The sequence below is a fragment of the Telluria sp. GW821-FHT07G12 genome, from assembly GCF_059418525.1.
In genome coordinates this window covers 21,395-47,167 of record NZ_JBWKQA010000008.1, presented here as the reverse complement: position 1 = coordinate 47,167, position 25,773 = coordinate 21,395, and the positions used below count along the sequence as shown (strand labels likewise).

25 protein-coding genes are annotated in these 25,773 nt (G+C 65.8%); 7 read left to right on the top strand and 18 right to left on the bottom strand.

The window, feature by feature from the left end; genetic code table 11:
* Positions 1 to 32: 32 nt before the first annotated feature.
* Positions 33 to 362 (bottom strand): iron donor protein CyaY, encoded by a 330-nt coding sequence (gene cyaY, locus AC07PE_RS23875; RefSeq protein ID WP_498769181.1) that lies wholly within the window; start codon positions 360 to 362, stop codon positions 33 to 35.
* A gap of 77 nt (positions 363 to 439) precedes the next feature.
* On the opposite strand from cyaY, the gene lptM reads away from it, so the two are divergent.
* Positions 440 to 661, top strand: a complete 222-nt coding sequence (gene lptM, locus AC07PE_RS23870) for an LPS translocon maturation chaperone LptM (RefSeq protein ID WP_498769179.1) — start codon at positions 440 to 442, stop codon at positions 659 to 661.
* 2 nt (positions 662 to 663) lie between these two features.
* Positions 664 to 1,938, top strand: coding sequence for a diaminopimelate decarboxylase (gene lysA / locus AC07PE_RS23865; RefSeq protein WP_498769177.1), 1,275 nt, complete (start codon positions 664 to 666; stop codon positions 1,936 to 1,938).
* A 43-nt stretch (positions 1,939 to 1,981) separates the two neighbouring features.
* Here the strand turns inward: lysA and AC07PE_RS23860 are convergent, their stop codons facing one another.
* From AC07PE_RS23860 to AC07PE_RS23850, 3 genes are all read right to left on the bottom strand, one after another.
* Entirely contained in the window at positions 1,982 to 2,716 is a 735-nt protein-coding gene (locus AC07PE_RS23860; RefSeq protein ID WP_498769175.1) for a hypothetical protein, read from the bottom strand.
* 21 nt (positions 2,717 to 2,737) lie between these two features.
* Positions 2,738 to 3,484: a helix-turn-helix domain-containing protein gene (locus tag AC07PE_RS23855; RefSeq protein ID WP_498769173.1), complete on the bottom strand. Its 747-nt coding sequence runs from the start codon at positions 3,482 to 3,484 to the stop codon at positions 2,738 to 2,740.
* A 107-nt stretch (positions 3,485 to 3,591) separates the two neighbouring features.
* Entirely contained in the window at positions 3,592 to 3,894 is a 303-nt protein-coding gene (locus AC07PE_RS23850) for a hypothetical protein (protein WP_498769171.1), read from the bottom strand.
* A 123-nt stretch (positions 3,895 to 4,017) separates the two neighbouring features.
* Here AC07PE_RS23850 and AC07PE_RS23845 point away from each other — a divergent pair, with 123 nt between their 5' ends.
* Entirely contained in the window at positions 4,018 to 5,901 is a 1,884-nt protein-coding gene (locus tag AC07PE_RS23845; protein WP_498769169.1) for a DUF4153 domain-containing protein, read from the top strand.
* Here AC07PE_RS23845 and AC07PE_RS23840 read toward each other — a convergent pair.
* Complete coding sequence (locus tag AC07PE_RS23840) at positions 5,898 to 6,854, bottom strand: helix-turn-helix transcriptional regulator (RefSeq protein WP_498769167.1); 957 nt, start codon at positions 6,852 to 6,854, stop codon at positions 5,898 to 5,900. The two genes, AC07PE_RS23845 and AC07PE_RS23840, sit on opposite strands and share 4 nt — an antisense overlap.
* 57 nt (positions 6,855 to 6,911) lie before the next feature.
* Between AC07PE_RS23840 and AC07PE_RS23835 the strand changes: the two genes are divergently transcribed.
* A complete protein-coding gene (locus AC07PE_RS23835; RefSeq protein WP_498769165.1) occupies positions 6,912 to 7,535 on the top strand; it encodes a LysE family translocator in 624 nt (207 codons plus the stop codon).
* Entirely contained in the window at positions 7,532 to 8,329 is a 798-nt protein-coding gene (locus AC07PE_RS23830) for an NIPSNAP family protein (RefSeq protein WP_498769163.1), read from the top strand. The genes AC07PE_RS23835 and AC07PE_RS23830 overlap by 4 nt, the downstream gene beginning before the upstream one ends.
* Positions 8,330 to 8,346: 17 nt before the next feature.
* Here the strand turns inward: AC07PE_RS23830 and AC07PE_RS23825 are convergent, their stop codons facing one another.
* The 8 genes from AC07PE_RS23825 to AC07PE_RS23790 all read right to left on the bottom strand — a co-directional run bounded on the left by AC07PE_RS23825 (position 8,347) and on the right by AC07PE_RS23790 (position 16,045).
* Positions 8,347 to 8,784 (bottom strand): DoxX family protein, encoded by a 438-nt coding sequence (locus tag AC07PE_RS23825; protein ID WP_498769161.1) that lies wholly within the window; start codon positions 8,782 to 8,784, stop codon positions 8,347 to 8,349.
* Between the two features lie 3 nt (positions 8,785 to 8,787).
* Positions 8,788 to 9,996: a glycoside hydrolase family 1 protein gene (locus AC07PE_RS23820; RefSeq protein ID WP_498769159.1), complete on the bottom strand. Its 1,209-nt coding sequence runs from the start codon at positions 9,994 to 9,996 to the stop codon at positions 8,788 to 8,790.
* A gap of 54 nt (positions 9,997 to 10,050) precedes the next feature.
* Positions 10,051 to 10,236: a hypothetical protein gene (locus tag AC07PE_RS23815; protein WP_498769157.1), complete on the bottom strand. Its 186-nt coding sequence runs from the start codon at positions 10,234 to 10,236 to the stop codon at positions 10,051 to 10,053.
* 4 nt (positions 10,237 to 10,240) lie between these two features.
* A complete protein-coding gene (msrQ, locus tag AC07PE_RS23810; RefSeq protein WP_498769155.1) occupies positions 10,241 to 10,897 on the bottom strand; it encodes a protein-methionine-sulfoxide reductase heme-binding subunit MsrQ in 657 nt (218 codons plus the stop codon).
* Positions 10,898 to 10,907: 10 nt separating this feature from the next.
* Positions 10,908 to 11,888: a protein-methionine-sulfoxide reductase catalytic subunit MsrP gene (gene msrP / locus AC07PE_RS23805; RefSeq protein WP_498769153.1), complete on the bottom strand. Its 981-nt coding sequence runs from the start codon at positions 11,886 to 11,888 to the stop codon at positions 10,908 to 10,910.
* Positions 11,889 to 12,009: 121 nt separating this feature from the next.
* The gene (ccsB, locus tag AC07PE_RS23800; protein WP_498769151.1) at positions 12,010 to 13,182 is read right to left on the bottom strand and encodes a c-type cytochrome biogenesis protein CcsB; all 1,173 of its coding nucleotides are present in this window, start codon (positions 13,180 to 13,182) and stop codon (positions 12,010 to 12,012) included.
* 21 nt (positions 13,183 to 13,203) lie between these two features.
* A complete protein-coding gene (locus AC07PE_RS23795; protein ID WP_498769149.1) occupies positions 13,204 to 15,321 on the bottom strand; it encodes a cytochrome c biogenesis protein ResB in 2,118 nt (705 codons plus the stop codon).
* A gap of 40 nt (positions 15,322 to 15,361) precedes the next feature.
* Positions 15,362 to 16,045, bottom strand: a complete 684-nt coding sequence (locus tag AC07PE_RS23790) for a c-type cytochrome (RefSeq protein WP_498769147.1) — start codon at positions 16,043 to 16,045, stop codon at positions 15,362 to 15,364.
* A gap of 169 nt (positions 16,046 to 16,214) precedes the next feature.
* Between AC07PE_RS23790 and yihA the strand changes: the two genes are divergently transcribed.
* Both yihA and hemB read left to right on the top strand, forming a co-directional pair.
* Positions 16,215 to 16,922: a ribosome biogenesis GTP-binding protein YihA/YsxC gene (gene yihA / locus AC07PE_RS23785; protein ID WP_498769145.1), complete on the top strand. Its 708-nt coding sequence runs from the start codon at positions 16,215 to 16,217 to the stop codon at positions 16,920 to 16,922.
* A 19-nt stretch (positions 16,923 to 16,941) separates the two neighbouring features.
* Positions 16,942 to 17,955 (top strand): porphobilinogen synthase, encoded by a 1,014-nt coding sequence (gene hemB, locus AC07PE_RS23780; RefSeq protein ID WP_498769143.1) that lies wholly within the window; start codon positions 16,942 to 16,944, stop codon positions 17,953 to 17,955.
* 48 nt (positions 17,956 to 18,003) lie between these two features.
* Here hemB and AC07PE_RS23775 read toward each other — a convergent pair whose 3' ends face one another.
* The 5 genes from AC07PE_RS23775 to AC07PE_RS23755 form a co-directional block, all read right to left on the bottom strand.
* Positions 18,004 to 18,903 (bottom strand): hypothetical protein, encoded by a 900-nt coding sequence (locus AC07PE_RS23775; protein WP_498769141.1) that lies wholly within the window; start codon positions 18,901 to 18,903, stop codon positions 18,004 to 18,006.
* A gap of 235 nt (positions 18,904 to 19,138) precedes the next feature.
* On the bottom strand, positions 19,139 to 22,270 hold the full coding sequence (locus AC07PE_RS23770; RefSeq protein WP_498769139.1) for an efflux RND transporter permease subunit: 3,132 nt from the start codon (positions 22,268 to 22,270) through the stop codon (positions 19,139 to 19,141).
* Positions 22,267 to 23,478, bottom strand: a complete 1,212-nt coding sequence (locus tag AC07PE_RS23765; RefSeq protein ID WP_498769137.1) for an efflux RND transporter periplasmic adaptor subunit — start codon at positions 23,476 to 23,478, stop codon at positions 22,267 to 22,269. The genes AC07PE_RS23770 and AC07PE_RS23765 overlap by 4 nt, the downstream gene beginning before the upstream one ends.
* A gap of 152 nt (positions 23,479 to 23,630) precedes the next feature.
* Positions 23,631 to 25,013, bottom strand: a complete 1,383-nt coding sequence (locus AC07PE_RS23760) for an ATP-binding protein (protein ID WP_498769135.1) — start codon at positions 25,011 to 25,013, stop codon at positions 23,631 to 23,633.
* A complete protein-coding gene (locus tag AC07PE_RS23755; protein ID WP_498769133.1) occupies positions 25,010 to 25,738 on the bottom strand; it encodes a response regulator in 729 nt (242 codons plus the stop codon). Before AC07PE_RS23755 ends, AC07PE_RS23760 begins: the two co-directional genes overlap by 4 nt.
* Between the last annotated feature and the right edge of the window lie 35 nt (positions 25,739 to 25,773).

The window sequence follows — 25,773 nt, the reverse complement described above, 5'->3', positions numbered from 1 at the left end:
TGTAGGGTGGGCACCCCGTGCCCACGCTCACATCAGCGCAGCTTGACCGGCGCCCCGCCCTGCTGGGTGGCGTAATCCGCCAGCGAGGTAAACAGCTCGCTGTCGTCGCGGGTGTTGCGCCACTCGCCGTTCACGCGCTTGTAGTGGAAGCCGCCGGCGCGCGCCGCCACCCACATCTCCTGCAAGGGCGCCTGGCTGTTGACGATGATTTTCGAACCGTTGTCGACGAATTCGATTTCGAGCACGTTGCCGCTGCGCTTGCATTCGACGTCGACCACGTCCTGCTCGAACAGGCGGTCGAAGGCCAGTTCGATCTCGTTCAGGGTGGCGTCGGCCAGGTCCAAAAATTCGGTTTCGGTCATGCTACACTCCAAGGTCTGCTAATCAAACCGTGATTCTAATCGTGAAGTCCCCATTTGCGCTCCCGGCCGCAGTTGCCATGGCCACCCTGCTGTCCGCCTGCGGCCAGCCCGGCCCGCTCTACATGCCCAAGCCGCCGGCCCGCGCCGCTGCCGCCACGCCGGCGCCTGCGACCCCGGTGACGCCCGTGACGACAGCCTCGCCGCCTGCGCCGGCAGCCGGCATGACCGTCCCGACCTCTGGATCGAACGCCAACAACACGCAAGCTCCGCAATCCTCTTCCCCCGCCACCCAACAGTAACCATGTCGCATTTCTCGTACCAAGACGGCGTCCTGCACGCCGAAAGCGTTCCCCTGCCCGCCATCGCCCAACAGTTCGGCAGCCCGACCTACGTCTATTCGAAGGCCCAGCTGCTGCAGAACTTCCGCGGCTACGCGGCGCCCAGCCAGGGACGTGACGCCCTGGTCTGCTATGCGATGAAAGCCAACTCGAACCTGGCCATCCTCGACATCCTGGCACGCGAAGGCGCCGGTTTCGACATCGTCTCGGGCGGCGAACTGCTGCGCGTGATCGCCGCCGGCGGCGACCCGGGCAAGGTGATCTTCTCGGGCGTGGGCAAGACCGTGGCCGAGATCGAGCTGGCGCTGAGCAAGGGCATCCTCTGCTTCAACGTCGAATCGATCCCCGAACTGCACCGCATCAACGAAGTGGCCGGCCGCCTCGGCAAGCGCGCGCCGGTGTCGCTGCGCGTGAACCCGAACGTCGATCCGAAGACCCACCCCTACATCGCCACCGGCCTGAAGGCCAGCAAGTTCGGCGTGGCCTTCTCGGACGCCCTGGCCACCTACCGCAGCGCCGCCGCCCTGCCGCACCTGGACGTGGTCGGCATCGACTGCCACATCGGCTCGCAGCTGCTGGACGACGCCCCGCTGCTGGAAGCCCTCGACAAGCTGATCGAACTGATCGACACCCTGGCGGCTGAAGGCATCGTGCTGCACCACCTCGACGTCGGCGGCGGCCTGGGCATCGACTACGGCACCGGCGACAATGCCCCGGTGGCGATCGGCGATTACGTCTCGCGCGTATTCGCGCGCATCGACGCCTGGCGCGCCGAGAAGTACGAGGGCAGGCCGATCAAGGTGATCTTCGAACCGGGCCGCTCGATCGTCGGCAATACCGGCGTGCTGCTGATGTCGGTGGAATTCCTCAAGCCCGGCGAGGAAAAGAACTTCTGCGTGGTCGACGCCGCGATGAACGACATGGCGCGCCCGGCCCTGTACCAGGCCTGGATGGACGTCAAGCCGGTGGCCCGGCGCGAGGGCGCCACAGTCAAGTACGACCTGGTCGGCCCGATCTGCGAATCCGGCGACTGGCTGGCGCGCGACCGCGAGCTTGCCATCGAGCCGGGCGACCTGCTGGCCATGATGACCGCCGGCGCCTACGGTTTCACGATGGCCTCGAACTACAACACCCGCGGCCGTGCGGCCGAGGTGCTGGTCGACGGCGACAAGGTCCACCTGATCCGCCGCCGCGAAGAGCCGGCCGAGCTGTTTGCGATGGAAGCGATCGTCAAATAAGCTGCGCAGCGAATAAGGAGCCGGGATTTCGATCCCGGCTTTTTTATTCCTTCGCGCCCGGCGTGATGGACTTGCTGACCTTGCCCTGCTCGTCCAGCATCTGGATTTCCGCCTTGCCGTCCGCCGACACCAGCAGCATCATGCGCGTGCGTCCCTGCGCGTCCTTCAGCATCAGCGACGAGCCCTTGCTGCGCGTATTGCCGAGCCAGATGCGGTTCTGCGACAGCCTGCCTTCGTCGGCCAGCTTCTTCCAGTACGCCTCCTGCTGCGCTTCCGGCAGTTTGCGGCTTTCCTCGCCGAAGTGCGTGACGTCGGCAATCGACGTGGTCTTGAAATAAGGGACGTCGTTGATGCTGATGCCGGTCTGCTGATGCATGGCGCTGTCGTTGTTGAGCAGTTGCAGCGCCTGGTCCTGGCGGAAGCGGTCGAAGGTCAGCGACAGGCCGGACGAAATCTTGCCGTCGGCGGCGATGCTGCCCTTCTGGATCAGGCCGCCGTTTTCCGTGCCTTCTTCGTTGATGAACAGCATGCCGGCAAAGTCGCGCCGGTTCGGACGGGGGCGCTCCTTGCCTTCCTGGAAGTCGCCCGGGAACTGGGCCTTGTTCGAGATGACGATCCGTTTGGTGCCGTCCGGCTCGACGATGTTGATGCGGCCGACGGTGATCTCGTCGAAGGTCTCGTGACGGGGTGGGCTTTTGGCGCCGGTCAGGGTGAGGACGGCGGCCAGGGCGGCGGCCATGGTGGTGGCGCCGGCGAGGAAGGTGCGGATCTGCGACATGGGAAATCCCTTGGTGGGTGCTTAGCGGGCTTTGGTTTTCAGGCGGCGCAGGCGCCATTCGATGAACAGGCCGACGAAGCCGGATAGCAGCACGATCGCGCCGAGGTATTGCAGGACGCGGTTGCCGGGCGAATGCACGTAGGTGGTGTGGACCAGGTCGAAGCGGCGGCGGCCGTTTTCGGCGGGTTCGAAGTAGACCGTGCCGCGGTTGACCGGCGACTCGACGGTGACCGGCCTGGAACGGTTCGCCAGGAAGGCTTGCAGCTCCTTCAGCGCGTCCTGCCGGGTGATGATGCCGGCGTCCTCCTTGAGCGCCAGGATTTGCCTCTGCTTGTCGAAAATGTCTTCCGCCTCGCCTGCACGAATCACACCGGGCGAGTCGTATTTGTAGAGATTGTTCGAAAAGAAAATGCCGTCGTTCGCCGCCAGCATCATGGCAAAGCCGAGCACCCAGGCCACTGCCGAGCCGTATAGCCACCGCCTGGTATCTTTGACCTGGGCGACCACGGCCTGGCTGGTGAACTGGGACACCGCCGGAATATGGCGCAAGGTGGTCGCAAGGACGTCCTTGTCCACCTCGCTCAGGAAGGCCGCGGCGTCCATCTCGAGGCCGGCGAGGATGGTGGAAAACATCTCGGCCGAGGGCACCGATTTGTCGTTTTCCAGCTTGGACAGGTAGGACTGCTCGATGCCCGCCAGCTGCGCAAATTGCGGCTGGGTCAGGCCTTTATCGGTGCGGATCTGTTTGAGTCTTTCGCCAAAATTCATGACAAGCTTTCCTGAACGTCAATGGAATGCTTGTATTCTTGGCTATTCATGCATGACTTGGAAGATGAATATGCGCGAATAACGGTGAATTTTGGCCAAAACTACTGTCAGTGCCGGCCGCGCCAGCCGCCGCGTCCTCCTCCCCAGCCGCGGCCACCCCAGCCGTGCCCGCCGTAATGACCGTACCCGCCGCCGCGATAGCGATGCTCGTAGTAGCCGAAGCTGAGCGAGATCGGCGGCCCGACATAGGTCGGATAGCTGTAGGGATAGTAATAGTAGGGAGCGGCGGCCACCGGCGCCGCGTCGTAGGCCGCATACGGCGGCGGTGCGTAGACGCAGCCTGCCAGGGCCCCGCCCGCCGCCAGCGAAAGGATCAGGCGTTTCGCCGCGCCTTGTCCATAAAGTTCCATGTCGACGTCCTCATCTGCCGTCTACCTTGATTCTAGGCGAGGGGAGGCCGATTGCAATCTCATTTACTTTTCTGCGCGCCTGCATGGGTGCTAAGCTTCCCAGATCCATTTTGAAGGCGGCCCATGCAAGCACTCGATCCTTCCGACAGCCCGTCCCTGCCCACACTGACCCTGCCCGGGGTCGGCAGCCGGCGCATCCTGCTTGGCTTGCTGCAGGGCCTGCTGCTCTACCTGCTCTACCGGGCCGGCAAGGAGCAAAGCTGGCCGGCCACCGTGCCGCTGCTGTTCGTGCCGCTGGTGCTGGCAGCTTTGATAGCGCCGGTGATCCTGGTCTCCGGCCTGGGCCACATTCCGCGCCGCCAGCTGATCCTGTGGGGCGGCGCAGCCATGCTGCTGCTGGCCGGCCTGGGTTGCTACGATGCCTGGCGCGTGGCCGACCTGCCCTTGCCGCCCACCAGGCAGGATGGTCCCTTCCCGCCCTCGCCCGGGCTCTACCGTTCCCTGTATCCGTCGCCGCAGCTGCTGTTCTTCGCCATGGCCGGCTTCTTCATCGCCCATACCCTGGTGCTGGCCGCCGTGCGCGACAAGCGCCGCATCGCCGCGTATGGCACCTATTTCGACATCGCCTGGAAGCACGGCGCGCAACTGGCTTTCAGCGGCCTGTTCACCGGCGTCACCTGGCTGGTGCTGGCCCTGGGTGCGCAGCTGTTCGAGCTGGTCAAGCTGACTTTTCTTACCGAGCTGATCCGCGAGGAATGGTTCGCGATTCCGGTCACCGCCTTCGCCTTCTCCTGCGCGATGCACCTGACCGACGTGCGCCCGGCCATCGTGCGCGGCATCCGCGGACTGCTGCTGGTGCTGTTGTCCTGGCTGCTGCCCGTCATCGTGCTGCTGGTCGGCGGCTTCCTGCTGGCCCTGCCCTTCACCGGCCTGGAACCCTTGTGGAATACGAAGCGCGCGGCCGCGGTGCTGCTGGTTGCCGCCGCCGGCCTCGTGGTGCTGATCAATGCCGCCTGGCAGAACGGCGAGGACGGCAAAGCGGTCGCGCGCGTGGTGCGTGTGGCCGCGCGCGCGGCAAGCCTGCTGCTGGCGCCGCTGGTGCTCATTGCCGTGTACGCCCTGAGCCTGCGCGTGCGCGACTACGGCTGGACCGGGGACCGGGTCAGCGCCGCGGCCTGCATGCTGGTTGCCGCCTGCTATGCGGCCGGTTATTTCCGCGCCGCCCTGCGCCCTGGCTGGCTGCCCTCGCTGGCGGCGGTCAACACCGCCACCGCCTTCGTCGTCCTCGGCCTGCTGCTGCTCTTGTTTTCTCCCTTGCTCGACCCGGCCAGGGTCTCGGTGGCCAGCCAGGCCGCGCGGCTGGCGTCCGGCAAGGTACAGGCCGACCGTTTCGACTTCGCCTTCCTCCGCTTCGACGGCGAGCGCTATGGGCGCGCCGCGCTGGACCGCATCGAACGCGAAGCCACGGGAGCGGAGGCGGCGCTGGTGCGGCGCCGGATTGCGCTGGTGCGCAGCATGAAGAGCCGCTGGAACCGCATTGCGCCGCCAGCGCAGCCGGCCGACATGAAAGCGAACCTGATCCTGCGCCAGCCGCGCATGAAGCTGCCGGACAGCTTCCTGCGCACCGACTGGGCGCTGAAGGGCGACGCTTTCACCTATCCGGATTGCCTGCGCGAGCCGGGCAAGCGCTGCGATGCCTTCCTGCTGGACGTGAACGGCGACGGCAAGCCGGAGGTGCTCCTCAGCAGCCGCGGCGACGCTGCCAGCGCCGTGCCGGCCAGCTTCATGCCGAATGCCGTCGTGTTGGCCGAAGATGCGCAGGGACAGTGGTCGGCGCTGGCCCGCGTCATGCTGCCGCAAGCCGATTGCCAGGCCTTGCTGGACGACCTGGCGGCGGGCAAGGTCGCGGTCGCGCCGCCGGCCCTGGCGGACATCGAGATCGGCGGGGCACGTGCGCGCCTGCTGCCGCTGGCGCCGAATTACGGCTGCCTGCGTCGCAAGCGCTAGGCGGACGAACGACTGCAGCGCAGCAGGCGCTGCACGCATGCCCCCACCGCCGCATGCAATTCGGGCGGCTGGCGGATCTCGAAATCGAAGGGCATGCCGGCCAGCTGGCGCGCGAACCAGTCCAGCTCGTCCGACTGGGCGTGGATCACCACGCCCTCCGCGGTTTCTTCCAGCACCCCGGCCTCGGCAAACAGGTGGGCGCGCACCGAGGCCGCATCGGTTTTCAACAACACCTCGATGGTGATGGCGCGCGGCAGCGTGGCCACCGCCTGCACCACATGGGCCATCGCATCGAATCCTGGCGGACGTTCGAATTGCTCCGCCAGCGGCTCGACCACGACCACCCGGTCCAGCCGGAAGGTGCGCAGCGCCTGCCGCAGATGGCACAGGCCGGCCGCGTACCAGCGCCCATGGCGCAAGGCCAGGCCGTAGGGATCGAAGCGGCGCATCGATTCCTCGCCTCGCTGGTCGCGGTAGCGCAGCAGCACCCGCCGGCAGGCCTGGGCGGCGCCGGTCAGCGCCACCAGCGCCTGGTTGTCGGGCGGCGCAATCGCGCGCGCCGCATCCAGCTTCACGGTTTCGTCGACGTCCCGCACACGCCGCTTCAGCCCATCCGGCATCACGCGCTCCAGCTTGGCCTGGGCGCTGGCCACCGCCGGCGCCGCCTCCGCCAGGCCCAGGCCGCGCGCGGCGAGCAGGCCGAGCGAGAGCGCCAGCGTCTCGTCTTCGGTGAACATCATCGGCGGCAGCTTGAAGCCCGGCATCAGGGCATAGCCGCCCGCCGGCCCGCGCTCGGCCGTGATCGGGATGCCGATGTCTTCCAGCTTGCCGATGTAGCGCCGCAGGGTGCGCCGGTCCACGCCCAGGCGCGGCGCCAGCTCGGCGCCGGACATGCGGCCATGGGTCTGCAGCAGCTCCAGCAGGGCGAGAACGCGCGTGGTCGGTCGGTACATAGGACCAATTATGACCTATATACCGCTTACGCTGGCGTTTTGACCATGGAGATAGCCGTGAACGCGACTGCAACGCTGTGGCTGTATTTTGTCCTTGTATTCGGCATCATCGCCCTCCCCGGGCTCGACATGGCCTATGTGCTGGCCAATTCGCTGACGGGCGGCCGCAGCGCCGGGCTGGCCGCGGTGGCGGGCATCGTCGCCGGCGGCGTCTGCCACATCGCGATGGGCGCGCTCGGCGTGGCGGCCATCGTGCAGCTCTGGCCCGCGCTGTTCAATCTGTTGCTGGTCGCCGGCGCGGCCTATATCGCCTGGATCGGCTGGCAGCTGACGCGTGCGGGCGCGACCACGCTCAAGGTGCGCACGGATACGCCGGCGCGCCCGGCATCGTCAGTGTTCCTGAAGGGCATGCTGACCTGCCTGCTCAACCCCAAGGCTTATGTGTTCATGCTGGCGGTGTTCCCGCAGTTCCTGAAACCGGCGCAGGGTCCGATCTGGGCCCAGGCCAGCGCGCTTGGGCTGATCACGGCCGGCACCCAGGCCGGCGTCTACGGCGGCGTGGTCCTGCTGGCGCAACGGGCCGGCGGCTCGATCGGGGCCAGCGGCCTCGCCACGCGCGCGGTCGGCATGCTGCTGGTCGGCACCGGCGTGGTCACCGTGGTGCAGGGGTGGCAGGCATGAGCCGCCGCCTTTTAAACGGCGCCGCACTTGTCTGCGCGCTGTCCTTGCCGCCTGTTGCAGACGCCCTCGCGCAGGACTGCTGCCCGGTCGTCGAACTGCGGCAGTACACCATGTACCCCGGCAAGCGCGACGCGCTCATCAGCCTGTTCGAAGAACGCTTCATCGAAAGCCAGGAAGCCACCGGCATGCGCATCGCCGCCACCTTCCGCGACCTGGCCGGTCCGGACCGCTTCGTGTGGGTGCGCGGCTTCACGGACATGCAGGCGCGCCACGAGGCCCTCACCGCGTTTTACTACGGCCCCGTATGGCAGGCGAATCGCGAGCGGGCCAATGCCACGCTGGCGGACAACGACAATGTGCTGCTGTTGCGGCCCGCCTTTATGGGCAGCGGCTTCGCGCTCGATGGCCTGGTGCGGCCTGCATTGGGGTCGAAGGCCGGCGGCCGGCTGGTGGTCGCCACCATCTACTATCTGCGCGCGGATGCCCTGCCCGGCTTTGCCGCCGCGTTCAAGCGCGACATCGCGCCGTTACTGGAAGGAAGCGGCGCACGCATCCTGGCGCAGTATGTGTCGGAGAAGAGCCGGAATACCTTCGCACGTTTGCCGGTGCGGGAGAAGGAAACCGTCTTCGTCAGCTTTGCCGCCTTCGAGGATGCGGACGGCTACGTCAGGCAGCAGCGGGCGCTGGCGGCGGACGCGCGTTGGCGTAGCGTGCTGGCTGCGCATGCCGCAGGCATGGAGCGGGCGCCGGAGACTTTGATGCTGCAGCCGACGGCGCGTTCGCTGGTGCGCTGAAGAACCAGCGTCAGCTCCTAGACCGGCCGGGCACCGGCAGGCTTCCTGCGCGGCCAGTAGCCCCACATGACGCCGAACAGGCAGGCCAGCAGGATGAATCCCCATTCCATGCCGTGCTCGCCCGGACCCGTCACATACCAGCCATGCGGGCGATGGAAATGGATGATGCCGAAGCTGACGATGACGATATGGCCCAGGCAGGCAGGAACGATGGCGCGGCCGGCGATCAGCGCCACGCTGCACAGGGTTTGCAGGATCAGCACCAGCCAGGCCAGGACGCCTCCCATCGGATAACCCAGGCTGGCGAGGTAGCCGCCGAAGCCCGGCGCGACATCGCGATAGTGGAAGTAGCCATGCAGGGGATGCATGAGGATGATCAGGGCTACCCCTATCCGCACGATGTCCAGCCCTTGCACGGCATTGCCTGGCTTCGCGTTGAACCATTTATCGAGCATGAACTAGCACCAATCCTTGTCCGGCTGCATTTTTAACCGCTTCGCCGCATCGATCACATCCTGCAATTCCACCGGGTCGCTGAACGGGTCCACGTCCAGCTCGGTCACCCGGTTCAGCTCCTTCTGCCAGCGCCGCAATTCGGCGATGTACTCCTCATCCGGCACCCGCTTCAAATCGCCCTGCTCATCGCACACGTCGCAGATGCCGTTGTGAACCCACTCGCCGGTATGCCAGTCGGGCATGTCGACCGCCGGGAACAGGCAAATGCCCTGCAGGTCGATGCCGCGGTCCACCGCCGCCAGCGATTCCTGCATCACGTCCCTGAGCCAGCTCTCGCGCCCGTGGCCGAGGCCGCTGGTTTCACCGATGATCATCGGCCGGTGGTAGCGCTGCCAGGCCATCTCCAGCATGTCGCAGAGCGGGGCGATGCGGTCGTCGCCGGGCGCCAGCGGGGCGTGCGGGCCATGCTCGCGGTATTCCATCTGGCCGAAGGAGTAGACGTTCGCGCCGACGATATCCAGGATCTCCGGCGCGCCGCCCAGTTCGGGGTGCTCGCGTCCGGCGATGATGTCCCAGGCCATGAAGGTGTCGACGCAGGTCTCGTGGTGGGCGGCGTCGACCTGGTCGGGGCGGTCGCGCGGCGCCACCACGCGCACCAGCGGATCAACGTGCACCATGCGCGCTTCCGGGTCGACTTCGCGGATCGCTTTGACCCCGGCGATCGCGGCCCGGCACAGCGCCAGCCGCAGGCGCATCCGGTCTTCGCGGCGGCAGTGATAGGGCGCGGCCCAGCCCCATTCGCCGGCGCAGAAAGAGAAGAAGGTGATCTCGTTGATGGGGGTAAAGAAATGCGGGCCGCGGACTTTCGGCACCACGTATTCGGCGGCGGCGCGGCAATAACGGGCGAAGCGGTCGACGAATTCGTCGGAGAAGGGATCGAGATCGTCCGGGTAGCCGTAGTGGCAGAGGTCCCAGATCGGGATGATTTTCGACGCGTTCATGGCGTCGATGAAGGGATCGATGTGCGAAAAGTCGTAGCTGCCGCCCTTGTCCACCGTCGGCCACGGAATGCCTTCGCGGGCCACGGCGATGCCGAGGCGGCTCAGCTGCTGGTAATCCTCGGCGACGTGGCGGTCATGCCCGGTTTCCGCAACCAGGTTGCGCCGCACGCCCTCGCCCCACAGGAAGGTGGAGCATTCGAAACCGGACAAAAAGAATGTTGGAAAGATCCCTGGACGCTGCGCCACCCGGCTCTCCTTTCGTTTTTACTCCCGCTCGCGCGAGCGGTCTTCCGGCCAGGCCTGGCGGGCGCAGGCGGCCGCCTGCTCGTTCCAGCGTCCATCCAGCACCATGCAGCGCTCGACCGAGGATCCGGTGCGGAAGCGCGACACGGCCAGGACCAGCACGAGGGCTAGTACCAGCAACAGGCCGATGACGGACGGTCCCTTCATCATGCTAGGAGACCGGGCGGGACGTGGCGGGACTGCGCGTGCGGCTCCAGCTCCAGTACACGCGCAGGCCGAGCAGCACGGCGACGACCGTGCCCCAGACGATGGGCTGCTCGAAGTTATGCTTGCCCGCCTTCATCCACCAGTAATGCAGGATGGCCAGCGGCGCGATCGCGTAGATCAGGCGGTGCAGCTGCCCCCAGCGCCGGCCGAGCCGCTTGATCATGGCGTTGGTGCTGGTGGCGGCCAGCGGCACCAGCAGGACGAAGGCGATGAAGCCGACGGTGATGAAAGGCCGCTTGAGCACGTCCTTCCACATGGCGCCGAAGTCGAACTGATGGTCGGCCCACAGGAAGGTCAGGAAGTGCATCAGGGCGTAGAAGAAGGTGTATAGCCCCAGCATGCGCCGCAAGCGGATCAGCCAGTTCCAGCCGGTGAAGCGGCGCAGCGGCGTGATGGCGAGCGTGGCGCACAGCAGGTAGAGGGCCCAGTCGCCGGTGCCGTGGGTGACGAACTCGACCGGCTCGACCGGCACCTGCTGCAGGATCAGCCAGACGATGCGCGCAAACGGCAGCAGCGCCAGCACGAACAGCACGCTCTTGATGGCGGCGAGCTGTTTCGGCGATGGGCTGGTAGTCGGTCGTACTGGCGCGTTCTTTGTCATCGAGCCTCGCTCAGAAGTACTTCTTCAGGTCCATCCCACTATACAGGGAAGCGACCTGGTCGTAGCCGTTGAACATCAGGGTCTTGCGCTTGGGCGCAAAGAAGCCGCCTTCACCGATGCGGCGCTCGGTGGCCTGCGACCAGCGCGGATGGTCGACGTTCGGGTTCACGTTCGAATAGAAGCCGTATTCCTCGGGGGCGATGCCGTTCCAGGCGGTGCGCGGCTGGTCCTTCAGGAAACGGATGCGCACCAGCGACTTGGCCGACTTGAAGCCGTATTTCCAGGGCACGACGATGCGCACCGGGGCGCCGTTCTGGTTCGGCAACACCTGGCCATACATACCCACCGTGAGCAGGGTCAGCGGGTGCATGGCTTCGTCCATGCGCAGCCCCTCGACATACGGCCATTCCAGCACGCGGCTGCCCACGCCCGGCATCTGGCGCTTGTCGCCCAGGGTCGTGAATTCCACGTACTTGGCATTGCCGTTCGGCTCGACCTGCTTGATCAGGTTGGCCAGCGAGTAGCCGACCCAGGGAATCACCATCGACCAGCCCTCGACGCAGCGCAGGCGGTAGATACGCTCTTCCAGCGGCGCCAGCTTGGTCAGCTGGTCGATGTCGAGGGTCAGCGGTTTCTTGACCTCGCCCTCGATTCGTACCGTCCACGGCCGCGTGCGCAGGGTGTGCGCGTTCTGGGCCGGGTCGGATTTGTCGGTGCCGAATTCGTAGTAGTTGTTGTAGTGGGTCGCGTCTTCGAAGGAAGTCTGCTTTTCCGTGGTCGACAGGCCGGCGTTGTGGGCTGCGGCAAGCTTTGCGGCCGGCGCTCCCTGGGCAAATGCCTCACGGTTCGCAAGTTCCCACAGCGAGGAGCCGACGGCCGCGGTGGCCGCGATCTGGGCAATGAACTTGCGTCGGCCTTCGTAGACCTCCCGCGGCGTTATTTCGGATGGGAACGGCAAGTCGATACCGTTCGGGTTACGTTTGATCAGCATGGCTGGCTCCACTAAGCAGGTCGGACGCTCACATTGCGTCCGACATAACAACCTTACACCATCTGTTCCTGCCTAGCCGTCACCGTTGAGCTTTCTTACGATTTGTAATCTGGCTGTCATCTCAGAGCTTGCCGTACGAGTGCAATCCCGACAGGAACATGTTCACGCCCAGGAAGCCGAAGGTCGTGATCAGCAGGCCGAGGATGGCCCACCAGGCGGCGGCGCGTCCGCGCAGGCCGGACATCAGGCGCATGTGCAGCCAGGCCGCATAGTTCAGCCAGATGATCAGGGCCCAGGTTTCCTTCGGGTCCCAGGACCAGTAGCCGCCCCAGGCCTCGGCCGCCCACAGCGCGCCCAGGATGGTCGCCACCGTGAAGAAGGCAAAGCCGACCGAGATGGCCTTGTACATCACGTCGTCCAGCACCTCCAGCGAAGGCAGGCGGTCGGCCAGGATGCCGTGCGACTTGAGCACGTAGGCGCAGCCGACCATGGCCGCCAGCGAGAAGGTGCCGTAGCCGATGAAGTTGGCCGGCACGTGGATCTTCATCCACCAGCTCTGCAGGGCGGGTACCAGCGGCTGGATCTCGGCGGCGCCGCGCGCCACCGTGTACCACAGCAGGAAGCCGACCGCGGCCGAGATGACCAGCAGCACGAAGGGGCCCAGCTGGCGGGTGCCGTAGCGCTGTTCGTAGTACAGGTAGAACAGCGCGGTGATCATCGAGAACAGGATGAAGACTTCGTACAGGTTTGAGACCGGGATATGGCCGACGTCGGCGCCGATCAGGTAGGACTCGTACCAGCGCACCATCATGCCCGTAAAGCCCAGCACCACGGCGGTCCAGCACAGCCTGGAGCCGACGCTGGCGCCGAACGGCGACCTGGCGATCAGCCCGCCCCAGTAGAACACGGTCGAGAAGCCGAACATGGTGCTCATCCACAAGATTGCGGACTGGCTCGACAGCATGTACTTGAGGAAGAAGCGCTGGTTGGTGGCATCCAGCGAACCGCCATACAGCGAGATCGCCCACAGCGACAGCAGGCCGACCAGCGGAATCAGCCAGCGCACCGGTTTCCAGTGCCAGCCGAGGAAGGCGAAGGTGGGCGCGGCCAGCACCAGGATCGCCTGTTCGTAGACGTCCATGAAGCTGCCGTAGCGCTGCAGCGCAAACAGCGCCGCCGCCAGCAGGCCGGCGCCGTACAGCCAGTCGATGGCCGTAAGCCGTTTGAAAAAGCCCGGGGGCTGCGTGTACGCCGTCTGCGAAGGCGTGCCGGGGGTGTGCGTTGCTTGCGACATAGGTTCTCTCCAGTTCCAGGTCTAGCTTACGCCGATTTGCGCGGATTGCGGCAGCCTGGTCTTCAAATCGTCGAACTCGCGCTCGAAGTCGAGCGTCTTGCGCTGGGTGCTCATTGCCATCATGGCGTGGGCATCGCCGCCCTGCTCCTTCACCCATACCCAGATGCGGCGCTCGCGGATGTAGAACATCGAAAAGATGCCCAGCACCAGCAGCAGGCAGCCCAGGTAGACCACTTTCTTGCCCGGAGAACGCGTCACCTGCAGTACCGACGCCTTTACTTCCGTGAAATCTTCGAGCGACAGGTACACCGGCGCACCATAGAAGAAGCTGTCCGACAGCGCGTTCGTCGCCAGCTGCAGGAAGCGGCCATGCGCCTCGGTCGGCTCGACCGGCGGCTCGCCCGCGCGCGCATGGGCAGCCTGCCACAGCTCCCACATGGCGCCGTTGAGCATCTTCATGAACACGTTCGCTGCCTTTTCCTGTTCGGGCGCCGGAATTCGCTCGAGGAACTGCGAGACCGCCAGGTAACCGCCTTTTCCGTTCGACCCATCGCCGGCGAAGATGGCCAGGGTCTTGACCGCCGATTCCTGCAGCTGGCGCGCCAGCACGGCGTCCTCCTTGGCCTGCGGCATGGCGCGCTCGGCATAGCGGCGCGCGGCTTCTTCCCGCAATGTCGGGTCGGCCAGCGCGGCGCGCAGGCGCATCCATTCGCGCACGCCGTGCCGGTCGTCGGCCGGGATGCGCAGGAAGCTGAACGGGTCGCCCGGATTGCTGCGCACGCCGGCCAGGTAGACCTCTGCACCTTCGAGCGTCACCGGCTGCATGTAGTTCATGAATTCGCGCGCCTGGCCGGTCTTGTCGCGCAGCTTGTACTGCACGCTCGGGCCGACATTCTTGAGGTCCTTGTTGTTGGCGTTCTTCGCCGCCGAGCCCGTGTGCTCGGACAGGGTACGCGCCAGCTGGGCCTCGAGCGACTCGCCTTTCTTGACGTCGCGCACGTCCTGGCCCTGGCCTTCTTTCGTGTTCTCGACGTTGAAGGCGCGGAAGCCCGACCACTCGACGGTATAGGGATCGTCGCCGTGTTTCAGCTCGGTTACGCTGCCGACTTCACCGGCGATATCGAAAGCCTTGTCGGAGGCGCCCGCCATCGGATAGCCGGTCAGCTTCAGCTTGCTGCCGCCGTCCTCGATGCCGGACTGGTAGATCGCCACGCCGCGGTAGATCAGCGGCTGGTTGACCTTGATGCTGGCCGGGAAGGTTTTGCCTGTCTCGGGATCGTGGATCGTGACTTCGCTGGCGAACAGCTTGGGCATGCCGGTCGAGTAGAAGTCGACGATGAACTTGTTCAGGTGGATCGTGAACGGCAGCTCCTGGATCAGCACGCCGCTCGCCTGCTGCAGGATGGCGGTGCTGCTGTTCTGCCCTTCCGGGATCATGGTGTTGCCGCGGTAACTGGGGTTGCCCAGGCCGAGGCGGTGCTGCGGCGGGATCTGCGAGATCAGGCCGGCGCCCATGTAGGGCGTCTTACCCATGAACCATTGCTGGAAGCGGACAGTCAGGTCGGAATCGAGCAGGCCGCCCAGCAGGATGATGACGATGGCCGAGTGCGCGAAGATGTAGCCGAATTTGTTGGCCGCGCCCTTCTTGGCCGCCACCAGCACGCCGTTCGGCTTGTCGACCAGCTTGACGCGGTAGCCGGCGTCATTGAGGCGCCGGGCGGTCTGGCTGGCCAGCGCCACCGCGCTGCCCGCCGTGGTCCATTCGGTCTTGTGGTGGAAGTTGCGCAGCGATTCCTCGCGCACGCTCTCCCGCCAGCTGCGCATGTCGCGCAGCATCTTGGGCGCGTTGCGGGCGATGCACAGGCTGGTCGAGACGATCAGGAAGGCCAGGATCAGCAGGAACCACCAGGCGCTGTAGACCGCGTACAGGCCCAGCTTGCGGAAGATCTCGAACCAGAACGGGCCGAACTGGTTGATATAGTCCGGTTCGGCCTTGTTCTGCTGCATGATGGTGCCGATGATGGCGGCGATCGCCAGCATCATCAGCAGGGCGATCGCGAAGCGCATCGAGGACACCAGTTCGACTGCCTCGGCCAGTGCGCGGCGGCGCGTCTTCAGTTCAATTCCGGTGGTGCTCATCGAATTCCTGGCGGGCGCCAGGCGCCCGGGTTGCTTCCGCTTACTTCAGGCCGGCGATGTAATCGGCGACGGCTTTCATTTCCTCGTCCGACATGCGCTTGGCCAGTGCGCCCATCTGCGGGCTGTTGTTGCGCGCGCCCGTCTTGAAGGCCTGCAGCTGGTTGAGAGTGTAGTCCTGGTGCTGGCCGGCCAGGCGCGGGTACTGGGCCGGGATGCCCGAACCGGTGGCGCCGTGGCAGCTGGCGCAGGCGGCCACGCCGCGGTCGGCGATGCCGCCGCGATAGATCTTGCGGCCCAGTTCAACGGTGTCCTTGTTTTTCGCGGCGCCCTGCTTCGGCTGCTGGGTGGCGAGCCAGGCGGCGATGTTCGATTTTTCTTCCTCGCTCAGCATCTTGGCGTAGGTGGTCATCACCGGCTGCTGGCGGTTCGGGGTCGTGAAGTCGACCAGCTGCTTGTGGATGTAAGTACCGACCTGGCCGGCGAGCTTGGGATTGGCGACGATGGTGGAGTTGCCGCCGGCGCCATGGCAGGAAGCGCAGGCCGGCAGGCCGCGTGCGTTGTCGCCGGTGTCGTACAGGGAGCCGCCCTTGGCGGGGTCAAGCTTCGGCGCCGCTGCGCCGTGGGCCGCATCGGCTGCGGAGGCGCTACCGGCAAATGCCAGGGTCGCGAGCAGCAAAGACTTTACGATTGCCGCACCTGCGGCCGGGAAAAACACACGATTCATTCAAGCACCCTGAAAAAGTAGAAATATTCTTGCAGTTACAGTGCAGCGGCCATGCTCGTGTCCTGCCATCAGACTTACAAACGACAGGTAACTCCCTATTGTACAATAGCTTTGTTTCCGAACCGCCTTTTTCGTTGCCTTTTTCGCTTTACTTTCCGCATACTCTTTCATGTCCAAACTCTGGCAAGCCCGTTTCTTCACGACCGTCAACCAGCTGCGCGACCTGCCGCGCACGCAGGCGCCGGAAATCGCCTTCGCCGGACGCTCCAATGCGGGCAAGTCGACGGCGATTAACATTCTCACCAACCAGAAGGGCCTGGCCTTCGCGTCCAAGACGCCCGGCCGCACCCAGCACATCAACTTCTTCTCGATCGGCGGCGCCCACATTGCCATGCACCGCAAGGACCCGACGAACGTCGACGAGATCCGCGCCCTGCTGGTCGACCTCCCCGGCTACGGCTATGCGGAAGTGTCGGGCGACGCCAAGCTGCACTGGCAGCGGCTGCTGGGCGACTACGTCCAGCGCCGCGAGCAGCTGGCGGCCCTGGTCCTGATCATGGACTCGCGCCGCCCGTTCACCGAGCTCGACATCCAGATGCTGGAATGGTTCGCCCCGACCGGCAAGCCGATCCACTGCATCCTCACCAAGGTGGACAAGCTGAACCGCAACGAATCGACCAACGCGCTGCGCCAGGCGCGCCAGGTGCTGGACAGCTACGTCGACGAGGAAGGCAATGGCTTCCCCTTCACCGTGCAGCTGTTCTCGGCCCTCAAACGCGTGGGCATCGACGAAGCGAACGACAAGATCATCGAACTGCTGGGCCTCGAAGACGACGAAGAAGACGATAGCGACGCCCCGCAGGACGATTCACTCTGATCATTTTCCGAGGACCGATATGCCCATCATCACGCCATCCCAGTACCCTGCCGTGCGCATGCGCCGCATGCGCCGCGACCCGTTCTCGCGCGCCCTGATGCGCGAAAACACCGTGACCTCGTCCGACCTGATCTACCCGGTGTTCATCCTCGACGGCCAGAACCAGCGCCAGCAGGTGGCCTCGATGCCGGGCGTGGAACGGGTCTCGGTCGACCTGCTGATGAAGGTGGCCGAGGAATGCGTGACGCTCGGCATCCCGGTGATGGCGCTGTTCCCGGTAGTCGACCAGTCACTCAAGACCTATGACGGCGTCGAAGCCACCAATCCGGACGGCCTGGTGCCGCGCGCCGTGAAGGAACTGAAGCGCAACTTCCCGCAACTGGGGATCATGACGGACGTCGCGCTGGATCCGTACACGACCCACGGCCAGGACGGCCTGCCGGACGAGAACGGCTACATCGTCAACGAAAAGACCATCGCGATGCTGACCCGCCAGGCCCTGGCCCAGGCCGAGGCCGGCGTCGACATCATCGCCCCCTCGGACATGATGGACGGCCGCATCGGCGCGATCCGCATGGCGCTGGAAGAGAAGGAGTTCATCCACGCCCGCATCATGGCCTACTCGGCCAAGTACGCCTCCGGCTACTACGGCCCCTTCCGCGAAGCGGTGGGCTCCAGCGCCAACCTGGGCAAGGCCGACAAGAACACCTACCAGATGGACCCGGCCAACAGCGACGAAGCCCTGCGCGAAGTGGCGCTGGACATCGCCGAGGGCGCCGACATGGTGATGGTCAAGCCCGGCATGCCCTACCTGGACGTGGTGCGCCGTGTGAAGGACGAATTCAAGGTGCCGACCTTCGCCTACCAGGTCAGCGGCGAATACGCGATGCTGCAGGCGGCCTTCCAGAACGGCTGGCTGGATCCGGACAAGGTCCTGCTCGAGACCATGATGTCCTTCAAGCGCGCGGGCGCGGATGGCGTGCTGACCTATTTCGCGCTGGATGTGGCGCGGCGCCTGAAGGCGATGGCCTGAGTTCCGGCTGCCTGAAACGAAAAACCGCGCTCGATGCGCGGTTTTTTTTTATCTCGGCGGTTTGTAGTCCGGGAACATTTCCTTGTACAGGAAATCCATCAGTTCCTTCTCGTCCTGCGGCCTTGCCGACATCGTCACCACCTTGTTCAGGCGGTGCGAATCCCATTCGAAGTCGCCGTTCTTTTCCTTGCGGATCAGCTCGATCATCTTCTTGACGATGGCAGTCTCGATGTCGGGCTCGTTGCCGCGATCGACCGAGGCGGTGGTCAGCCAGCGCCGCTTGAAATTCGGATTCCAGCCGCGGAACTTCACGTCGGCATGACTGAAGGTCTTGTTGGTGACACTGAACACGCCGCCGGTTTCGTTCGGGTCCTGGCCGCCGCGGCCGTTGATGGCGGCGATGTTGGCCAGCGCGTTGCGCATGCCGCGCTGGGCGTCGCTTTCCTCGGCCGGCTGCTCGCTGCGGGCGCCGCGCGCCTGGCGCCGCTTCTCGATATAGGCCGCCATGTCGGTTTCGTCCGGCTGCAGCTTGGTCTCTTCCTTGGGCTTGGGCTTCGGCGGCTCGACCGGCTTTTCGTTCGGCAGCGTGATGGTATCCGGCAGGCGCGGCACCACGATCGGCGGCGGCGGCGTGAATTTCGGGGTCGGCAGCGCGGTGCTGGGGCTCTGCTTGGCCGCGGGCTGGGCGGCTTGCGGGGTCGGCTTGTTCGGTTTTACCGGCGGCAGCCAGACCACGGCCTCGCCGGCCTTGGGCGGCGCGTGGTGCTCTTCTTTGGGCTGGAACAGGTAGATCGCCACCAGCAGCAGGTGCAGGCCGACCGTGACGATCAGGCCGGTACGGTTGGGGCCCTGCTCTCCGTAAGTGACCGTTTTCCGCCCGGGCAGCGGCTGACCGCAATGTGCGCAGACATCGCTGTCTTCCGTATGGATGTGGGAATGGTCACGCAAGATGGTTGAACAACTTTCCGGGAAGTAGCAAAGAATGGTCCGAGGGCCGCAGTCTAACCTGTTTTGGGTGAGACGCACATGTTTGTTGGACCTTCGCTAACAGCTTACAAGCTGCCGGAATTGATGGTTGTTACAGAATGTATCCGTGATGCGACAGGAGGCGGGTCATCGTGGGCATGTGATGCCCACCCTACAATTGGTCGTAGGGTGGGCACCCCGTGCCCACGTAACAAGTTCAGGCTGCCTTGGTCAGCACCACCTTCGGCGCCTCATGCTGGGGATGCGTCTCCAGCGCCGCCAGGTGCTCGTCCGTCATCGGTCCCTTGCCGCTGTACCTGTCGAGGTAGAGGTAGATCACCGGGGTGATGTACAGGGTGATGACCTGCGAGAAGATCAGGCCGCCGCACACCGCCAGGCCCAGCGGCTGGCGCAGCTCGGCGCCGGCGCCCAGGCCGAGGGCGATCGGCAGCGCGCCCATCAGCGCGGCCAGGGTCGTCATCAGGATCGGACGGAAGCGCAGGATGCAGGCCTCGCGGATTGCCTGCTCAGGCGTCAATCCCTGGTTGCGCTGGGCGTCCAGGGCGAAGTCGATCATCATGATCGCGTTCTTCTTGACGATACCGATCAGCATCAGGATGCCGATCATGGCGATCATCGTCAGGTCCATGTTGAACAGGCGCAGGGTCAGCAGCGCGCCCACGGCCGCCGACGGCAGGCCGGCCAGGATGGTGATCGGGTGGATGAAGCTCTCGTACAGCACGCCCAGCAGGACGTAGATCACGCCCACCGCCGCGATAATCAGGATCAGCTGGCTCGACTGCGAGTCCTGGAACACCGCCGCGTCGCCGCCGTATTTGGTGATGATCGAGGCCGGCAGCTTCATGTCGCGGCCCATCTGCTCGATCGCCGCGGTGGCGTCGCCCAGCGGGGCGTCCGGCGCCAGGTTGAAGGACAGGGTAATCGCCTGCAGCTGGCCCTGGTGGTTGACGGCGATCGGGCCGACCGTGCGTTTCACCGTCGCCAGGCTCGACAGCTGCACCAGCTGGCCGGTCTTGCTGCGCACCGACAGGCGCGACAGCGCATCCTCGAACTGGCGGTCTTCGGTGGCCGTTTCCAGGATCACGTAATAGCTGGCCGCGGTCGAGTAGATGGTCGACACCTGGCGCTCGCCGAAGGCGGCGTACAGCGCGGTGCGCACGTCGCCCAGCTGCACGCCGAGCAGGTTGGCCTTGTCGCGGTCGATGTCCAGGGTCGCCTGCAGGCCCTTTTCCTGGGTGTCGCTGGTGACGTCGCGGAACAGCGGGTTGCCGCGCATGCGCTCCTGGAACTCGTTGGCCCAGGTGCTGATGTCCGCGCCCGACACGCTCTGCAGCGTGTACTGGTAGCGGCTCTTGGACTGGCGGCCGCCCAGCTGCAGGTTCTGCACCGGCGACATGTAGACGTTGATACCGGCGATCTTGCGGGTGGCCTTGCGCAGGCGCTCCATCACCTGCGGCATCTTGTCGCGCTCGTCGCGCGGTTTCAAGACCACGAACATGCGGCCGTTGTTGCCGCCGCCCGAGAAGGCGGTGGTGTCCTGCACCGCTGGATCGGCCTGGATCGCGGCCGCGACCTGGGCGTGCAGGGTCTGCATGGCGGAGGACGAGATGTCTTCGGCGGCTTCGGTGGACACGCGCAGCTGGCCGATGTCTTCTTCCGGGAAGAAGCCTTTCGGGATGGTCGTGTACAGCAGCGCCGTCAGCGCGAAGGTACCGAAAGCGATCAGCAGCACCACGAAGCGGAATTTCAGGGCGATATCGAGGGTCTTCTCGTAACCGTTGCGGACCTTGGCGAAGCCACGCTCGAAGTGGCGGCCGATGAAGCTCTTCTCTTCCGTGTGGTCGTGGCCGTGCTCAGGCAGCAGGCGCGAGGACAGCATCGGCACCAGGGTCAGCGAGACCACCGCCGACACCAGGATCGCCAGGCCGACGATCACGGCGAATTCGTGGAACAGCAGGCCGATCACGCCCGGCATGAAGAAGATCGGGATGAACACCGCCACCAGCGAGATCGAGATCGAGATGATGGTGAAGCCCATCTCGCGCGACCCTTCCAGCGAGGCGCGCAGCGGCTTCTTGCCCATTTCGATGTGGCGCACGATGTTTTCCAGCACCACGATCGCATCGTCGACCACCAGGCCCACCGCCAGCGTGATGCCGAGCAGCGAGATGTTGTCGAGGCTGTAGCCGAAGGCGTACAGCAGGCTGAGGGCGCCCAGCAGCGAGATCGGCATCGTGATGGCCGGGATGAAGGTGGCCGAGACACGGTGCAGGAACAGGAAGATCACCAGCACCACCAGGCCCACGGTCAGCGCCAGCGTGAAGTTCACGTCGTGGATCGCTTCGCGGATCGACTTCGAGCGGTCGTTGACCAGGTTGATCTTGATGGAGGCCGGCAGCTGCGACTGGAAGCGCGGCAGCAGCTCGCGCACGTGGTCGACCACGGCGACGGTGTTGGCGTCCGGCTGGCGCTGCACCAGCAGCACGATGGCGCGCTCGCCGTTGTAGGCGCCGTAGGCCTTGGTCGACTGGTAGCTGTCCTCGACGGTGGCGACATCCTTCAGGCGCACCGGCTGGCCGTCGCGGGTGGCGACGATCAGTTCCGCGAAGTCGGCCGCCTTCATCATCTGCGGCGGGCCCTGGATGGTCAGCGTCTGCTGCGGGCCGTCCAGGATACCGAGCGCGGCGTTCGAGTTGGCCGTGCGCAGCGAGGCCGCCAGCTCGTCCATCGTCAGGTTACGCGCGTTCATCAGGTCGGTCTTGGCGCGCACGCGCACTGCGAACTTCTTGCCGCCGTTGACCTGCACCTGGGCCACGCCCGGCAGGGTCGAGATGGCCGGCGACACCAGGTTCTCGGCGTAGTCGTTCAGCTCCGACAGGTTCATCGACGGCGAGGTCATGGTCATGAACAGCACCGGCGCGTCGGCCGGGTTGACCTTGCGGTAGGACGGCAGGTCCGTCATTTCCTGCGGCAGCTGGCGCTGGGCCGCCAGCAGCGCGGCCTGGACGTCGACCGCCGCCTTGTTGACGTCGATCGAGGTATCGAACTCCAGCGTCAGCGAGGTATTGCCCTGGGTGCTGGTCGAGGTGATCAGGTTGATGCCGGCGATGGTCGAGAACTGCTTCTCGAGCGGCAGCGCTACCGACGAGGCCATGATCTCCGGGCTGGCGCCCGACAGGTTGGCGTTGACGTTGATGACCGGGGTGTTATAGCTCGGCAGCGCGGCGACCGGGATGTGCATGTAGGCCAGCACGCCGACCAGGATCAGGCTGATCGACAGCAGCACGACCATGATCGGCCGGCGGATACAGAGTTCGGAGAGACTCATGCGGCGCCGCCCTTTTTGCCGCCGGCGCCGGCATCCTTGCCGCCTTCGCCCGCGCCGTGTCCGTTACCGTTGCCGCCCTTGGCCATGTCGGACGCCAGGCGCACCTTGCCGCCCGGACGCACGTTCTGCTTGCCCTCGGTGATGATCTGCTCGTTGCCGCTCAGGCCGCTGACGGCGGCGTCCGTGCCGGCGCCATACAGGCGCTGCACCGGCACCTGCTTGGCCGAATGGTCGGGGTTCAGCACGTACACGAAGGTGCCCTGGGCATTCGTGATGATCGCGTTCTGCGGCACCACCACGGCGTCCTTGATGGTCTGCACGGTGACTTTGGTGCCGACGTACTGGCCCGGCCACAGCGTGGTGTCGCGGTTGGCGAATTCGGCCTTGACCTTGATGGTGCCGGCGGCCGGATCGACGGTGTTGTCGATGAAGCTCAGGGTGCCGGTGACCGGCGCCATGCCGGCGCCCGGGGTCGCCTCGACCTCGACCTTGCCGCGCTTCTGCGCCGCCAGCAGGGCCGGCAGGCTGGCTTCCGGCAGCGTGAAAGCGATCGTGATCGGGTCGAGCTGGGTAATCGTCGTCAGGGAGGTCGCCGGCTGCACCAGGCTGCCCGGGTAGACCACGATGCCGCCGACGCGGCCGGACATCGGCGCACGGATCGAGGTGTAGCTGGTGCTGACGCCGGCAGCGCGCGCTGCGGCGGTATCGGACTGCAGGGTGGCTTTGGCCTGGTCGACCTGGGCCTTCAGGGTGTCGACGGCGCTCTGGGCGATGAATTTCTGGGCCACCAGGTCCTGGCTGCGCTTGAGCTGGCGCTCGAGGTCGGCCAGCTGGGCGCGGTCGCGCTCGACCTGGGCCTGGGCCTTGTCCTGGTTGGCGCGGTCGGCGCGGTCGTCGAGCGAGAACAGCAGCTCGCCGGCCTTCACGAACTGGCCTTCCTTGATGTGGACCTGGCGGATGGTCGCGGTGGTCTGCGGGTGCAGGTCGACGGTGCGGATCGGCGTGACGGTGCCGTTGGCCTGCTGCACCACCGGGACGTCGCGGCGCTGCGGCGCCACCACGTTGACGACCGCCGGCGGCTGGCCGCCCTTGCCCTTGGCGCCGGCGGCAGCGCCGGCGTTTGCAGCTTCCTTTTCCTGGCTGCAGCCACTGGCGGCGGCGAGGACGATGACGGCGGCGGCGATGGCCCCCAGATGATTCTGTTTCATTCCACTCCCTGTGCCGCCTATGCCGGCGGCTTCTTTTTTATAGTTTCGATGAGGATGACATGCGCTCGATCGGCGCGCGGGTCTCCGCGGAGATTTTCGCACATCGGCATGACAAGGCCGTGAACGGCCAGCCATGAAAAAAACGTATCCCCTTACTTCCCTGGGTAATACTCCGGCAACATGAAAGTCACTTCCAGGCCGCCGTCCGGATGGTTCGCCAGCGCGATGCTGCCGCCATGCTGTTCGGCGATGTTGCGCGCGATCGTCAGCCCGAGGCCGGTGCCGCCCGACTCGCGCGAGCGCGAGCCCTCGACGCGGTAGAACGGATCGAACACGCGCGCCAGCTCGGCCTGCGGGATGCCGGGACCGGCGTCGCGGATGCGGATCCGCGCCGCGCCGTTGATGCGGTCCACCGTGACCCTGGCCGACTGGCCGTACTTGACGGCATTGTCGATCAGGTTGACCAGGCAGCGGCGCAGGTCCATCGGGCGCCCCAGCAGCGCCATGTTGGCGGTGCCGGACAGGCTGACGCGCTGGCTGGCGTCGGCGGCGTCGGCGCACACCGAATCCAGCAGCGAATCCAGATCCATCATCTGCATGGTCTCGGTGGTGTCCATGCTGCGCGCCAGGTCCAGGCCCTCGCGCACCATCGCCTGCATCGCCGACAGGTCGCCGATCAGGCGCTGCTGCAGTTCCGGCTCGCTCACCTTTTCCAGGCGCAGGCGCATGCGCGTCAGCGGGGTCTGCAGATCGTGCGTGATCGCGGCCAGCATCTGGGTGCGCTGGAAGATGTACTGGCGGATCCGCGCCTGCATCGCGTTGAAGGCGGCGCTGGCCTGGCGGATCTCGTCGGCGCCGGTCAGGTCCAGTGGCGGGTGGTTGATGTCGTTGCCAAGGTCCTTGGCGGCCTGGGCCAGCTGCTTGAGCGGACGGATGGTCATGCGCGCCACCAGGTAGGCCAGGAAGCCGATGCTGACCAGCAGCAGCGCGATGGTGCCGGTGTAGTCGGCGTGCGCCGGTGAGGTGGCCGAGCGCGGCGGCAGCACCGACAGGATCAGCGGGGTGCCGTCGCGCAGGCTCACCAGGATGCTTTCGCAAGTGCCGCGCCACTTCATGCGCAGCAGGCCGAACACCACCGGCTGCTCGCGCGCCAGCGCGCAGGCGGCCGGACGGGCGGCCAGCGACTGCAGGCGGTAAGACTGGTTGGCGCCCGCCTTGTTCATGCGCGTCGTCAGCGACTGGGTGAATTCGGTCGGCGCCGGCATCAGGGCCGGCAGGCTGGCGGCCACCGCTTCGAGACGCATGCCGGGACGGTTCGCCACCTGCAGGTAGGCGCTGCGCGCGGATTCGGGGACGATCTCGGTGGCCATGATCAGCTGTTCGGCGCGGTCGAGATTGTGCAGGTCGCGGAACTCGTCGATCACGCGCGAGCGCTCGGCGTCGGCCAGCAGCTGGGTCAGCGCGGCGGTCAGCAGGACACCCAGCAGCAGGGTAACGAACACGCGGCCCGTCATCGAGCCGAGGAATGCCTTCACGCGCTGGGCTCCACGCTCACCTGGCCGGCCAGCACATAGCCGCCGTTGCGGACCGTCTTGATAATCTGGGGCATGCGCGCATCCTCGCCCAGCTTCTGGCGCAGGCGGCTGATCTGGATGTCGATCGAGCGGTCGAACGGATCGGCGTCGCGGCCCTGGGTCAGGTTCAGCAGCTGGTCGCGGTTCAGCACGCGGTTCGGGTGCTCGAGGAACACGCGCAGCAGGCGGAACTCCGCGCCCGACAGCATGATGACCACGCCCTGCGGATTGACCAGGTGGCGCGCGGTCAGGTCCAGGGTCCAGCCGGAGAATTTCATCTGCTGCACGCTCTCGGTCTGCGAGTTCGGCGGCATCGCATGGCTGCGGCGCAGCACGCTGCGGATGCGCGCCAGCAGTTCGCGCGGTTCGAAGGGCTTGGGCAGGTAGTCGTCGGCGCCCATCTCGAGGCCGAGGATGCGGTCGAGCGGTTCGTTGCGGGCCGTGAGCATGATCACCGGCAGGGTCGAACTGGCGCGCAGCTTGCGGCACAGGGTCAGGCCGTCGTCGCCGGGCAGGTTCAGGTCGAGGACGATCAGGTCGGGGCGCGCTTCATCCAGCGTCTTCCACATCGCGGTGCCGTCGGCGGCAGCCAGCGCCCGGTAGCCGTTCGCTTCCAGGTAATCGGCCAGCAGCGAGCGGATATCGCGGTCGTCATCGACGATCAGAATGGTAGAAGGATTATCCATGGCTGCCATTATCCCGACTTCACTGCCCCCTGAAC